Origin of the sequence: Spartinivicinus marinus, from assembly GCF_026309355.1 — a bacterium.
Taxonomy (GTDB): domain Bacteria; phylum Pseudomonadota; class Gammaproteobacteria; order Pseudomonadales; family Zooshikellaceae; genus Spartinivicinus; species Spartinivicinus marinus.
Window position 1 is genome coordinate 3,981,461 of sequence record NZ_JAPJZK010000001.1, and the last position, 13,371, is coordinate 3,994,831.

General features: G+C 37.1%; 13 protein-coding genes. 9 read left to right on the plus strand and 4 right to left on the minus strand.

Going from position 1 to position 13,371, the window contains the following annotated elements; translation table 11 throughout:
• Window positions 1-236: 236 nt before the first annotated feature.
• From OQE68_RS18170 to OQE68_RS18180, 3 genes are all read right to left on the minus strand, one after another.
• A complete protein-coding gene (locus OQE68_RS18170; RefSeq protein WP_180568224.1) occupies window positions 237-1,820 on the minus strand; it encodes an aldehyde dehydrogenase family protein in 1,584 nt (527 codons plus the stop codon).
• A 3-nt stretch (window positions 1,821-1,823) separates the two neighbouring features.
• Complete coding sequence (locus OQE68_RS18175; RefSeq protein WP_180568223.1) at window positions 1,824-2,273, minus strand: hypothetical protein; 450 nt, start codon at window positions 2,271-2,273, stop codon at window positions 1,824-1,826.
• 83 nt (window positions 2,274-2,356) lie between these two features.
• Window positions 2,357-3,805: an FAD-dependent oxidoreductase gene (locus tag OQE68_RS18180; protein WP_180568222.1), complete on the minus strand. Its 1,449-nt coding sequence runs from the start codon at window positions 3,803-3,805 to the stop codon at window positions 2,357-2,359.
• A gap of 472 nt (window positions 3,806-4,277) precedes the next feature.
• Here OQE68_RS18180 and OQE68_RS18185 point away from each other — a divergent pair, with 472 nt between their 5' ends.
• From OQE68_RS18185 to OQE68_RS18200, 4 genes are all read left to right on the plus strand, one after another.
• Window positions 4,278-5,159 (plus strand): PEP-CTERM sorting domain-containing protein, encoded by an 882-nt coding sequence (locus OQE68_RS18185; RefSeq protein ID WP_180568221.1) that lies wholly within the window; start codon window positions 4,278-4,280, stop codon window positions 5,157-5,159.
• 462 nt (window positions 5,160-5,621) lie between these two features.
• Window positions 5,622-5,960 carry an early set domain-containing protein gene (locus tag OQE68_RS18190; RefSeq protein WP_180568220.1) on the plus strand — a complete coding sequence of 113 codons (339 nt, stop codon included), beginning with the start codon at window positions 5,622-5,624 and terminating at the stop codon, window positions 5,958-5,960.
• Entirely contained in the window at window positions 5,960-6,091 is a 132-nt protein-coding gene (locus OQE68_RS18195; RefSeq protein ID WP_219340000.1) for a DUF1552 domain-containing protein, read from the plus strand. The genes OQE68_RS18190 and OQE68_RS18195 overlap by 1 nt, the downstream gene beginning before the upstream one ends.
• A 118-nt stretch (window positions 6,092-6,209) precedes the next feature.
• Window positions 6,210-6,407, plus strand: coding sequence for a hypothetical protein (locus OQE68_RS18200; protein WP_180568219.1), 198 nt, complete (start codon window positions 6,210-6,212; stop codon window positions 6,405-6,407).
• 141 nt (window positions 6,408-6,548) lie between these two features.
• Here the strand turns inward: OQE68_RS18200 and OQE68_RS18205 are convergent, their stop codons facing one another.
• On the minus strand, window positions 6,549-7,592 hold the full coding sequence (locus tag OQE68_RS18205; RefSeq protein WP_180568276.1) for a lipid A deacylase LpxR family protein: 1,044 nt from the start codon (window positions 7,590-7,592) through the stop codon (window positions 6,549-6,551).
• A 106-nt stretch (window positions 7,593-7,698) separates the two neighbouring features.
• Here OQE68_RS18205 and OQE68_RS18210 point away from each other — a divergent pair, with 106 nt between their 5' ends.
• The 5 genes from OQE68_RS18210 to sctV all read left to right on the plus strand — a co-directional run bounded on the left by OQE68_RS18210 (window position 7,699) and on the right by sctV (window position 13,305).
• Complete coding sequence (locus OQE68_RS18210) at window positions 7,699-8,904, plus strand: TerD family protein (protein ID WP_180568218.1); 1,206 nt, start codon at window positions 7,699-7,701, stop codon at window positions 8,902-8,904.
• A 33-nt stretch (window positions 8,905-8,937) separates the two neighbouring features.
• Window positions 8,938-9,210 carry an Hsp20/alpha crystallin family protein gene (locus OQE68_RS18215; protein ID WP_180568275.1) on the plus strand — a complete coding sequence of 91 codons (273 nt, stop codon included), beginning with the start codon at window positions 8,938-8,940 and terminating at the stop codon, window positions 9,208-9,210.
• 250 nt (window positions 9,211-9,460) lie between these two features.
• Complete coding sequence (locus OQE68_RS18220; RefSeq protein ID WP_180568217.1) at window positions 9,461-10,030, plus strand: RNA polymerase sigma factor; 570 nt, start codon at window positions 9,461-9,463, stop codon at window positions 10,028-10,030.
• Between the two features lie 48 nt (window positions 10,031-10,078).
• Complete coding sequence (locus OQE68_RS18225; RefSeq protein WP_180568216.1) at window positions 10,079-11,197, plus strand: HrpJ domain-containing protein; 1,119 nt, start codon at window positions 10,079-10,081, stop codon at window positions 11,195-11,197.
• A gap of 14 nt (window positions 11,198-11,211) precedes the next feature.
• Window positions 11,212-13,305, plus strand: coding sequence for a type III secretion system export apparatus subunit SctV (gene sctV, locus OQE68_RS18230; RefSeq protein WP_180568215.1), 2,094 nt, complete (start codon window positions 11,212-11,214; stop codon window positions 13,303-13,305).
• Window positions 13,306-13,371 lie beyond the last annotated feature (66 nt).

Here is a 13,371-nt window from a genome sequence, read left to right on the forward strand (position 1 = left end):
TGCTCCTTAATTTTTTTATGATTGATGTGTAGTCTACAAGATAATTTCGGCCAGTTAAACTAATACTTTTGCTTAGTTGTTTGTTATTAATATAGCCGATAGATATTAACTGTGTATTTGTGACGAGTTGCTTGTTGAGCAGTGTTAGCGATCAGTGCATTAATAAAACTGTATTTTATTAATGCGCTGATCCTATTAAAGTTGAGGTGATATATTTTTATTGCTTTTGTATTTATCTAATGATTAATATTATGTCTACTTTTTTTGGCTTCGCTCTCTAGTGCCATACCAATTTTGGCAAGCCTGATAAGCTTTGACCAAGAGGATGTAAATAAAGTGTCAATTAACTGTTGGAATAGTTGATATTTTTTTAAGGTATAAGGATACCAGTTAGGTTCGATTTTATTTGACTGCTTGTCAACTAAAATGGATTTACTTCTAGTAAATGCAAGCAAACCTTCCTTACCTTTTGCTCGACCGAAGCCACTCTGTTTAACACCTCCAAAGGGCAAAGCAGGGTTTCCCTCAGTTAACATAACGTTATTAATGGAAACTGCACCCACCTGAAGGGCACTAGCCATTCGTTTGGCTCTGCTAAGGTCTCGACTCCAGATACTTGCACTGAGGCCATAGGGTAATTGATTTAACTGCGTGACTAACTGTTTTTCATTAGAAAATGGCAATAAAGCAATAACAGGGCCAAAGGTTTCTTCTTTATATAGTTTCATCTCTGGTGAAATATTGGTAATTAGGGTAGGTGGAAAAAACCGCCCCTTTTCATTAAAGGTGTTTCCCCCTGTAATGATAGTTGCCCCTTTTTCAATAGCATCATCCAACTGTTGTTTGACAATATCTAGTTGAAAATCAGTTGTCATTGCGCCTATATCAGCATCTCCTTGATCCCCTGTGTTAATCACTAACTGTTGTATTTGGGTAGTTAGCTGTTTGCTAAACTGTTCGAAAATATCCTCATGAACACATAATAACTCTACTGATGTACAGGATTGTCCTGCATTAGTGAGCCCTCCCCATAATGCGCCTGCTACCGTACGCTGAATATCAACATCAGGGAAAACCACCATCGCATCTTTGCCTCCCAACTCCAAATCGACGGGGATGATATGCTGAGCTGCTTTTTTGAGAATCGCCTTTCCGGTACGAGTACTTCCTGTAAAAAAAATTTTATCTGGTTTTTCATCAATCAATCTTTCAGCAGTAACACCTGAGCCATAGATGACTTTTAGGTTTTGTTTTAGTAGAGGGGATACGGCACAAATTTCTTCGATCAGGCCGGTAAGCGGTGTATGCTCAGAAGGTTTAAAGATAATACTGTTTCCAGCAAGAAATGCTCCGGTAATAAAAGTCATTGCAATATGAAAAGGGTAATTCCAGGGAGCAATCACTAATACCGTTCCATAAGGTTCATGTTGAATATAAGATTTCTTGCCAAGTAATGAAATGGGGGTCGAGACTTTATATGCTTTAAGAATTTTGTGAGCGTGGGCCTTATTCCAATGTAAATTATCTAATACTCCCAGTACCTCTGAAACAAGGGCATCTGTTCTAGATTTACCTGTGTCTTTGACAATTCTATTGCAAATTAATTCTTTACTGGACTTTATGTGATCGATGATCTTATCAACTTCTGCTGCACGTTGACGAATTGAAAATTGCTGTAAATCCAATTGAGCTGCTCTCAGTGCGTGATAGATATCTTTGATTGGAGCCGCATCAGTTTCTTGAATTGTCAGTGGCTTTCTTAATTTAAAATAGTCATCCGTTGGGTGGCTCGGTTGCTGGGATGGAGATTTAGTAGACATGAGCTAGCTTTCCTGATTATTTTTTATAATAACGTTGCTTTGAGTGATTGGCTGACAACTGACATGGTAGTTGATTGCATCATAAACACGACTAGTGTTCTGGTATGGGTCTGTGAGGTTGCTGTAATACAAACTGAAAATAAGGCCTTTCACTCCCCAAAAGCCTAAACGACATTGCTGACCGATAAAGCCTGGGATATGGCTGAGAGTGTTTAATGAGCTGATAAAAAGAGGAATACAGCGAGAGGGTAGAAATGATAGACAAGTTAATAGATTTTTCAATTCCTTAATATTTTGCTTAGAGGTAAAGTCTAATACTTCGTCAATATGATGTAAGCAGCCTGTTTCACTAAAGGAAGGCAACTGTCCGTAACCTGGGGCAAGTATATCTCCCACTTGCTGTAATACATCAAGTTGACGAGTTGATAATTGATGGGAAATGACGGATTTCATAGTATTGTTTTTATAGGAAAATGATTATAGATATATTAAAAAATTTTTTATATGTAATGTAGATAGAACTTTGTAGATAGAACTTATAGTGCTTCTTCTAACCAAGTTGGCTGTTTAGAGTGAGTAGTAACAGGTTGATAGCCAGCTAAGTCTAAAATAACCTGACTTGCCTTATGTGCTAAGGCCATTACTGATAACGAAGGGTTAATGCCTGGTGCACAAGGAAAAATGGAGCTATCGACCACATGAATATTGTCGTAACCAAATAATTGAAAGTTTTCGTTAATGACTGCCTGGTTGGGATCGATACCAATTGTACAGCCACCCATTAAATGTAATCCAATGGGCATGTGTGGCTTATAGATGACATTAGGACGAAGACTAGAGAAAATATTATAGATTTGCTCTATACCTGCATTGACCTTCTGCTGGTCAAGGTCAGATAAAACCTTATGGATTCTGAGCTGGCCTTTTCTAGTGAGCTTGATTTGGCCAGCGTTTTCATCTTGGATAGCCACTTCAATACAAGCAAGGTGACGATAGCGCTGCATAAACTGGTGATGAGAAATTCCATAACCAGATTTCATCATAGCGGTGGCAATAGGGCCACCAAATACATTTTCTAGTTTAAAACCTTGTTGGCGAAACCTAGGGTCTGCTGATTTTAATGCTTGAAATGCACCTTTATGGGCATCGACAGGCTCGGGCATATCTGCAAATACCATGTGCTGTGGATGACAGAAAAAGCCTTTTCCTAGAGCAGGCAAAGATTGACCAAAACCAGATTTTAATAACAACTCAGTGCTGCCTATAGCTCCAGCAGCTACGATAACACGTTTAGCCCTTACCTGAAGGGGATGATTATTTTTAGTTCCATAAACAACAACTTGTGGTTTACCATAGATAATTTGCTGAACCTGAGCCTGGTCAATTAAATGAACGTTTTGTTGCAATGCTTTAGGTAAAAAAGTGACAGTCATGCTTTGCTTAGACTGGCGATTACAACCGCCTAAACAGACAATGCAGTCATTGGCTTTATGATTATGACACTGGTTTTGTCCTCGCCGTAGTGGTGCATACTTTAATTGGTTACTCTCAAAGCCTTTCGCATAGAGGTGAGCATTTCCATTCCAGTATTGTTTAGGAATTACTTCAAGTCTAAGATGTTGTTCGATTTGACAGTAATGCTGATTTAATTCTTGAGAGTTAAACCAACTGATGCCTGAATGCTGTTTAAAATTATCGATAGCTATTTGATCGAATCGATCAAGTAAGCATTGATTTACAACGGTGCCTCCACCAACTACTTTACCTCTTAAAAAGAGTAGGTTTGCCTGATGATTTAACTCCATACCACCTTGCCAGAATAGTCGACTGTTAGCGTGTAGTTCATTAGTAGGGTACTGACCTGCAGGGATATTTTTACCTGCTTCGAGTAAGCAGACACTTGCACCAGACTGGCTTAAAAAATAACTTAAGACACTACCCGCAGCACCAGTGCCAATAATGGCAAAGTCATATAGTTGATTCATGATAATATTGTTCTTATTTTTTTATCAGTTATAAAATTGTAAATTTGGCACTTTAGTTCAGTCAAAAAAATAAAGCTATCTTTAAATTTAGTCTGAATGGAATATCTTTTATGACAGTTTTATATAGTCTATTTATTCGTGATTGATTTTGAGGTGCTTGTAGCTTCATTTTCTAATCAATGGCCTCTCCCACAATTTTGGCTATCGTTTTAACCTTTCTTAAGTGGATATACAACTAAAACCACCTAACTAACCAGCTTCAACTGTCTTATCGGGTATAAGTGCTACTGAATTATTATTATTTTTATAAGGAGCTTGTTTGCATATTTTACATAGGGTGTAAAGTTTGTGCTGATAGTAAACGTAATACGTTGAAATAATTTAACTTTTTAGGGTTGGTACCTTACATGCAATAGAGGATGCACGTAGGCGGCTTGAAAAGCTATCGTTAATATCCTTGAGGGAAATCCTGATGAAGTTAAAATCCTTAGTTACAGCGACCTTATTAGCAGGCGGCATGGTTACATCACTCAGTACATCTGCTGCATTATTAACGTTTGATTTAATTGATGGTGGTGAATTTATAAATGCAGTGAATACCAATGGCGACCCTATTCCTGCAACTAATAGTACTAATGCAACTCAGACTATCAGTCGCATCTCATGGGGGGGGTCGAATGGTGACTCGAGTAGTTTAGAGTTAACTACTGAGAACCATGTGGAACTTAACTCAGCAGGTACTTCTGCTCTGTTATCAACCATTAAACATGTAAACAATCCAATCCCTGCACCAACCTTAGATTCTGGGCAAATTTATGGTGTTTTGGAAATGGATAGCATGGGTACTTTAAGCACAGCCCATTATAAATTACCAGGTAGTCCAACCTTGGCTGATGTGGCCAATGCGGTATTTACTGAGGCTGGTACGTCATTACCAGGAGGCGCTGATATCGATAATACCATTGCTAGTTTATTTAACTTCACTTTTATGGAAACACTAAACTTTCCAGGTGGTGATTGTGACTTTGGGTTGAATGGTGACTTGACTCCTCCTTGTGATGATAAATTTATGTCAACACTATTTGGTGGTATTCCAATTCCCATTCAAATTAAGTTACTCATCAATTCAGAAGCTTACATGCTAACCATTTTCAATACTATTAATGATCCTACCGGTGACATTAATAATGCAATCCTGAGTGTGAATGGTATGGCTGAGTTTATCACTGATGAAGAAAATATGACTAGTTTGTATACCTTCGCTCAACTAATGTATGTACCTGAGCCTGCCACTTTAGGTATTTTAGGATTAGGCTTGTTAGGTATGGCATCAAGGAGAAAAATGCTAAGCTAAAGTTGAAAGGTAATTTATCAAAAGCGCAGTGTGAACTGCGCTTTTTTTATGTTTTTATTCTAATCATTGCGTAGCTGTACTTATTATTGGTTGAATCCCCTTATTTTAGAGTGCGCTTTTTGTTTTATTTAAATGTGGGTCACATATAATAACTATACAAATAATGCAGTTTTTATTTTGATGATTCGGTTGTTAGCCAGTACGCTTCTATTTTTTATACTCTTCTCAATACTAAACGGTTTGTTTCCCCATACCTGATAGCCTGTGAATAAAACAGCCTGTATAGATAGTTGCCTATAGAAAAACTATAGCCAAAGTGAATGGTTTTTAGGGGGGCCGTCAAGTGATGAAGCCCCATGAGTTTATATTTTTATAAATGATTAGGGTGAAGAGCGATGATAACAAGCTCTAAAAATCATTCAAGAAGGATATATACACCGCTTGCTGATGGGAGAGTGACTGGTGACTAAACAAAACAAGTGCAGACTGCCTTGGCTTAGTGGACTATCACTAGTCAGCGGCATTGGTTTGGCAGTATTTGCTGCGAATGTAAAAGCTGATATGGTGCCAGCCAAACCCCAGTTAAGAGAATGGTATTTTCCCACACAATTACCACAGAACCCTGAGGGCAATAAAGTAAAAGTTGGCTGGGATATCTGGTATGGCAATAAAGGTGACCACTGGAAGGTTAAAGTAAATGATCAAATAATCCATAATGTTAAATTATCCTCATTTGATTCAGCTAATAAACATCAACATGATGAAGCAGAGGTGTTACTCGCAACGGCAGGCGAATACTGATGTGGTCGCACCCAGTTAGTCCAACTAAAATTGCTGAAACTGGCGTAAGTATTAATAATCATGATGCTTCTCATTATGGTAATAATCCAAATGGTACTTTAGCGAAAAATTTCATCAAACTTAAACGTTGATTTATGGGGCGTTTGTTGTATTTGGTTAATGCGCTTAAAAATAGGCCTGAAGGTAGTAGCACTATGCTTGATAATACCTTAATTATGGTATGTTCAGAGCTTGGTGATGGAGCACGCCATGATCACAACAATATGCCATTTTTTGTTAATCGGTGGAGCTGGTGGTGACTTAACTACAGGAAGATATTTAAAATACAAAGAAGAAGCTCATACTAAACTCTTGGTTTCAATTGCTAATACAATGGGCGTTAAGCTAGATAAGTTTGGTTATGACGGTCATGGTAAGGGAGGTTTGCCTAATTTGTTTAAAAGCTAGTTATGTTCATGATTGGCAAAGGAGCTGTTTGATGGGGGCTTATATTTTGCTGTTTTGCTTGGAAAGGTAATTAGGCTTATACATCGCAAGCCGTCTTATGCAAGACCCATCAAATTGTACAGGCACCATGAACATTTTATATTAAAAAAACTGCCAAAAAGATATAGATAACGAGCCATAGCTATGAGAATGAGGTTGTTTTTTAAATTCCCTAGTACGAAAGACTCTGGCAAAAGAAATTTTGACATTTTCTACTGTTACACTAAGACCTACAGAGGCATCTGCAACCCATAATTCTTTATCAACAGAATGGCTGTCTCTGAAAGTGTTCCCATCGAGAAAAATATCTCTAATTACAAAACGAGAATCAACAGAAGCAAACATATGAATACCAAACCCATTGTTTAGTACCCACCCCTTACCTGGAGCGCTATTATCACCTCCAGGGCGTACTGATGAAGTACCAAAGTCATCAGGGATCTTCCAACCTCCTCGTACTGAAAACCCGGTATTTAAATAGGTTGCAACATTGCCCACAGCGCCACCTGCGTGTAATATGACATCATAACCAATGCCATAATTAGCGGTTTGTGAAATAAACTTATGCTTATGTTCATAAAGCGCGATCAGTCCAGGTTCATTTTTCAGCTGATTATCCCAACCATTAGACTTTTCAAGCCCTCTTAAGTCATGAATAAAGTCCTGAGTTTCATGAGCTAAAGCAAGGGGGCCAACTACTCCCAGATTTAACTCAATTGTGTCAAGTTGGTGCTCTGAACGAGCATGATAAGCAGTACCAAAATAAAGCCAGCCAGCGTAAGGTCGTTGATCTTCAATCAGTGTCTTACTATCAATATCTTCGGGAGTGTACATGACTTGAGCAAAAGATATGACAATATTATGATTGACTTTTATTTTTGGATGAAAAAAAGTCAGCTGTTGGTTAATATGAGTAAACCAGTCAGGAAGCTGATCATCTTCCTCGAAACTTTGTAAATTGGGTGAAACTAGAGAAAACTTGATACCATTGGTATAGTTTTGATCGGTTTCAGTAAACAAGTCGTTTTCAAAGTAGATATTACCTGTCCAGAGTTTTTTCTGTTGAGCTGCACCTATTGCTGCTGAAGACAATAAGATAGAAATTATGAATATATCTATTATTTTATTGTTATACCAAAAATTCATTTTCAATGTTTACGCTGCTGATATAAGTCAATTATAGTAAGAATATCAAAAATAGTTAAAATAGATGTTATTTAAAACTTAAGGGTATAAATAGAAGGAGTTGTATATGACTCAGACGCTGCAACCAGGTGGTAATATTCTACTTGAGGCATTTTCAGGAACGGTGATAGTAAGTCATAAAATTGATCAAAAATTAGACATTAATTTAACAGCATTCATCCTGAGCGGTTCTGGAAAAGTATTGAATGATAGTGGGGTTGTATTTTTTAATCAGCCTTCTGACCCTGCGAGTGTGGCGGTTTTTTCACCGCCTAAAGATGTAGGAGAGCAAAGAAAGCATCAGATTGATTTTGATTTATCCAAAGCGCCTACAAACATTGCTAAGGTGTCAATTACGTTAACTGAAGACCATCATAATGGATTTGCGTTAGCTAGTAACTTAAAAGCTGAAGTGCATGCCGGTGGTCAGGTAGTGGAATTAGTTCCTGCCAGCTTTAGTTCAGAAAATGGCATTATTGTATTGGAGCTATATGTTAGAAATAACCAGGCAAAAGCAAGGGCAATCTGGCAAGGGTTTGCATCAGGATTAGCTGGGTTATGCGAGCATTATGGCGTTGAAGTTCAAGACAGCCCTAGTGAGCCAGCAAAGATAGAAACAAAAGCGGCCCAACAACCAGCAAATTCTTCCAGTTCGCTAGCTATTAACCTTGAAAAAGCAAGTGGCAAAATAGACTTGGTTAAGGGACAAAAACCAATTGTAATAGAAAAAACAGCAGAAATTACGGCTTCTATATCATGGCGTAGTGGTACAGATTATGATGTTTATGCGTTAGTTTATACTACAGAGGGTAAACAGATTGATGTTGCAATGTTTGGAGCAGATGGCATTCCACCCCTACAAAATTACCAAAATGGTGCTATTGAACATTTGGGGGATGTTGGTAGGGGGAAAAGTAAAGTAAAGACAGAAACCATTAAAATTAGGCTAACAGAAAATATACTGGCTGTTGTCCCCGTTGCCTATTCAGCCCAATCAAATGGTACTGGTTCATTTCGTCGCTACAAGGTATCAATGTTAATTGATAATCATAGTGGTACAACGGTAAATATTGATGCTAATAATGCCAATAAGGATAACAGGGTATACACTTGTGTTCCTGGTATAATAATGAACACTGTAGATGGTATAGTAATAAAGCCTGTTGAATATTACAGCTCTCCTGGTTCAGAGCGTCGCCCGAAACTTAGGATGGGGGAAGATGGCTTCGTTGATGTTGATATGGATGCTGGTCCAGTCAATGACTTTAAATAATAAATCATTATTCTTATGAACTATTAGTCTGAGATTCCCGGTGTTAAAAAGGAGGATATTCACTTAACACTTGAAAATGGCACATTAACGTTAGAAGCTGAAACCAAACAGGAAGGTAAGGAGGAAAGAGAAGGTAAAGTCATTAGGCAAGAAAGACGTTACGGTAAACTAATGCGCAGCTTTAGTGTGGGAAATAATGTCCATGAGAGTGACATTTCAGCGAAGCTTGAAGATGAAGTTCTTACATTAAAAGCGCCAAAACTAGAAGAAACTAGCCCTTCAATTCGTCGAATTGATATTAAATAGCTATAGGCTACAAGAGAAAAGCCAAGGTCTTCTGCCCCCGGCTTTTTTGTCAAACAATCCGTCATGAAGCATGCGTTTCTCTAAATTCTTCTTCTTCAAATTTTTTATTCACAAATCCATCGTTCAGACGTCATATAGGCATATAAGTAATTATTGCATTTAATCGCAGATTAAATGTAAGTGGATACTTATTTTGCTCTATCAATATATTCCATAAATAAAGCCAGAAGAATACTATTTGGGGTAGTAGATGTTATTATGTCATAAAAAAGATTACTTTAAGCTTGATGATAATAAAGAAAAAAATGATAATCCAAAAATTAATATTGTTAACTTAGTCAGAGAGCATGGCAAAGACCTTAGGAAATTTATTTGTTATCACTTATGGAATAAAAATGATGTTGATGATATTTATCAGTCTACATTTTTAGAGGCTATACGGTGCGCTAAAAATTTTAGAGGCGAATCAACACCTAAAACTTGGTTGTTTGGTATAGCTTTTAATTTAATACGTAATCAATGCAGAAAACCAGTAGGAGAATTGTCTGTAAATATATCTGTAGAGGACGATTGTCAATATAAAAAAGTGAATGGGTATGGTACTGACGATCCATATAACATTATTGAGCGAAAAGAAATCCTAGATTTTATCGTATCTAATAAAATACTGTTACCAAATAAAATTGTGCAAACATTAGTTAATGTAATTATTAATGAAAGCAGTTATGCGCAGGTTGCTGAGGAACTGTCAATACCTCTGGGTACTGTTCAATCTAGAGTAGCCAGAGCAAGAGAAATGATTCGAGCTAAGCTTTTGTGAGCCTAAAGAAATTCGAGAAAGGTATATCTATAATAATTAAGGCATTATATGTCACTAGTTAATTTAAACAATAGTTTAGCTCAGTCTGGCACTTTGTCACGTACTGCAAGTTTACCAAGGCAGCCGAATAATATTAAAGAAGGAATATCAGCACAACTAACAAAAAGTACAGAAGAACTAACACTACAATTCAGTGAAAAAGAAGAGAGAAAAGCGAAGTCAGGTACGAATAAGCTAAATAACTATGACATTGAGTTAGATAAACGAATAGAAAAAATTGAGGCACTAAGAGAAGTCTATCAGTTGTTAGAAGAGGATGGCAGTGAAGATACATTAAAAAACCAATCGCAACAGCTTTATCATTATCTTAATCATGATGGAGATCTTGATGAATGGCATAAAAGTAGTGATTTTGAACCATTAAAAAAGTTCATTATTTTGAAAGAAGTTGAATCTTGTCTTAGAGATGATAATAATGAAAAATTAGTCGATAAAATAAGTAAAGATATTTCTATTTATCTATTAGGTCATGGTCAGGCAATCCAAGCTGGATTTAATATAGCCGATACGATAGCAGAAAACATAGCAAATAATAACCAGCAGCGGCAGTTACGTGAAAATTATTATGAAACGATTATAGGCTCTGAGACAATTCGTGGTATATTCACTAAATTATTAGATACTGTTGCTGAGGATGAATTTATTAATGCGCTTGATGCTTTTACGCTTGCGGTATCAGCTGACCTCAATGCAAATCATCCATCAATGGCTACTCAATACTTAAAAGGAATCTTTAATGACCTTGAATCAAGTAATGGAGCTCGCTCAATAGTTGAGGATTGCCGCTGTCTATTAAATAAAGCAGATTTAAATAATCAAATATCGATTAGTGCTGTAATGCTAGCTAAACAAGCCGTTTTTTTTACTGAAATTGAATTTGTGAGTAGTGACTTTGAAGAATTAACAGCTAGGGGAATAGTAACGGATCCAGCAGAAACATTATCCTTTGTTAATGGATTCTACTCTATTATGTGTAAGCTTCCAAAAAAATTATGGGCTGAAGAGCCAGGTCGTCAAGAAATATTAAGTGCTATGTTACAGCATATTGACCAAAAAACGATAGAAGAGTGCGGTTCATCGCAGTTTGATATACGGTATCGATTATGAAAAGGCCGGCTATCATGGAAGTTAATAAAATACTACAAAAAATCAATTTTATCTCTAATGCTGTTATAACACACGCAGAGCTTTTAATACCATTAGCTGTTGTTGGTATTGTCTTTATGATGATATTACCATTGCCAACAATGTTAGTAGATGGTCTTATTGCACTGAATATTTGTGTTTCCTCATTATTAGTCGTGCTGGCAATGTACTTGCCAGGCCCTTTAGCATTTTCAACCTTTCCCTCAGTAATTCTTATTACCACCTTATTTCGGTTAGCTTTGTCAATTACAACAACTCGCCTTATCTTATTACAGGCTGATGCAGGCTCTATTGTAGAGGCATTTGGTCATTTTGTAGTGGGTGGTAATTTTGCGGTAGGTGTAGTGATTTTTTTGATCTTAACCATAGTGCAGTTTTTAGTGATTACAAAAGGCTCTGAACGAGTGGCAGAAGTGGGAGCACGTTTTAGTTTAGATGCAATGCCTGGCAAACAAATGTCAATTGATAGTGACTTAAGAGCGGGCTTAATTAGCCCATACCATGCAGCCGCTGCTCGTGAGGCACTTGGTAAAGAAAGCCAGCTTTATGGTGCTATGGATGGTGCCATGAAATTTGTTAAGGGGGATGCTATCGCAGGTTTAATTATTGTATTTGTTAACTTGATTGGTGGTGCGTCTATTGGTGCCTTGCAAAAGGGGATGACAGGAGCAGAGGCGTTACAACTCTATGCAATTTTGACTATTGGTGATGGATTGGTAGCACAAATTCCTGCTTTGTTATTAGCGCTGACAGCAGGAATGATTATTACTCGGGTAAGTAGTAATAATGTTGAAAGTAAGCTTAATGTAGGTAAAGAAATTGTTGAACAGGTACTAAGTCAGCCTAAAGCCTGGTTAATCGCTGCAACAGTGATGTTAGGTTTTGCAAGTGTTCCTGGAATGCCCACAGCGGTATTTATTTGTCTCTCATTAATATCTGCAGTATTGGGTTTTACTCAATTAAAAGCCAATGAACAGGCACAGCAACAGGCTGCAATTCCAAATTCGAGTCCCCCAACGGATGAAGAGATAAAATTAGGCAAAGTGGATGCAACTCAATATATTCCAACGCAACCATTTTTATTGAAGCTACATACATCACTTGATGGTAGTAAAGAATCTGAACGGCTCATTGAAAAGCTCAGGAGTATACGAAATCACATTGTAACTCATTATGGCATGTCAATACCCAAACTAGCTGTTTCATATACTGATAGTATTTCAACAAGTTGTTACCAATTTTGTGTTTATGAAGTACCAGCTATTATGGGGACGGTTTGTTCAGCTAAATTAGCTGTGATAAATAACGAAGCAACCTTGCAACAGTTGGCTATTCCATTTGATAAGGGACTTGAGGAACGAAATGAAGGGAAGCTTAATTGGGTAGATTATCAATATAAGGAGCAGTTAGCTTCGGCGAATATACAATGTTTTTCTTGTTATGAACTGGTTGAACAAGCAATTGAAAAAATCTATTTTCAGAAAGGTCCACAATTTACGGGCGTACAAGAAGTGGCCAAGATTGCCGCTTGGCTGGAAAAAGAGCGTCCAGAGTTAGCAAAAGAGTTGGTTAGAGTTATTCCGTATGTTCGAATAGCTGAAATACTCCAGCGTTTGATGGCAGAGCGTATCGGTTTAAGAAATATGCGTAAAATTTTGGAAACATTAGTCGAACATGCAGGAAATGAAAGAGATATAGCCGTTTTGGTTGAACATATTCGTGTAGCTTTACGTGATCAAATTTGTTATGAATTTGCAGATAATAATCAACTATCAGTTATGTTACTAAGCTTAGAAACTGAAGACGTTTTAAGGAAAGCAATAAGAAATACATCCAATGGTGGTTTTCTTGCATTGGAAGGTGAAATGACTCGGCACTTGCTTGATCAGATAGGAGAGGTAGTTAATGCTTGTACTGATAAAAAGTGTCCTGTTTTGTTAGTTGCTCAAGATATCAGACGACACTTGAGGAATTTAATCGAAGTTGAGTATTTCCATATCCATGTAATGTCCTATGCAGAAATCAGTGATAATATAAAGATTTTATCTTTGATTAAAATATCAATATAATATTAAGTATAAGAGTGGTGTAAGGTTACATGACATTACTGGGAATGGTTAGCCTCATTTTATGAG

Excerpts from the sequence above, each read along its gene's own strand:
- OQE68_RS18170 (WP_180568224.1), bottom strand. The coding sequence starts at position 1,820 with ATGTCTACTAAATCTCCATCCCAGCAACCGAGCCACCCAACGGATGAC.
- OQE68_RS18175 (WP_180568223.1), bottom strand. The coding sequence starts at position 2,273 with ATGAAATCCGTCATTTCCCATCAATTATCAACTCGTCAACTTGATGTA.
- OQE68_RS18180 (WP_180568222.1), bottom strand. The coding sequence starts at position 3,805 with ATGAATCAACTATATGACTTTGCCATTATTGGCACTGGTGCTGCGGGT.
- OQE68_RS18185 (WP_180568221.1), top strand. The coding sequence starts at position 4,278 with ATGAAGTTAAAATCCTTAGTTACAGCGACCTTATTAGCAGGCGGCATG.
- OQE68_RS18195 (WP_219340000.1), top strand. The coding sequence starts at position 5,960 with ATGTGGTCGCACCCAGTTAGTCCAACTAAAATTGCTGAAACTGGCGTA.
- OQE68_RS18200 (WP_180568219.1), top strand. The coding sequence starts at position 6,210 with ATGATCACAACAATATGCCATTTTTTGTTAATCGGTGGAGCTGGTGGT.
- OQE68_RS18205 (WP_180568276.1), bottom strand. The coding sequence starts at position 7,592 with ATGAATTTTTGGTATAACAATAAAATAATAGATATATTCATAATTTCT.
- OQE68_RS18210 (WP_180568218.1), top strand. The coding sequence starts at position 7,699 with ATGACTCAGACGCTGCAACCAGGTGGTAATATTCTACTTGAGGCATTT.
- OQE68_RS18220 (WP_180568217.1), top strand. The coding sequence starts at position 9,461 with ATGTTATTATGTCATAAAAAAGATTACTTTAAGCTTGATGATAATAAA.
- OQE68_RS18225 (WP_180568216.1), top strand. The coding sequence starts at position 10,079 with ATGTCACTAGTTAATTTAAACAATAGTTTAGCTCAGTCTGGCACTTTG.
- sctV (WP_180568215.1), top strand. The coding sequence starts at position 11,212 with ATGGAAGTTAATAAAATACTACAAAAAATCAATTTTATCTCTAATGCT.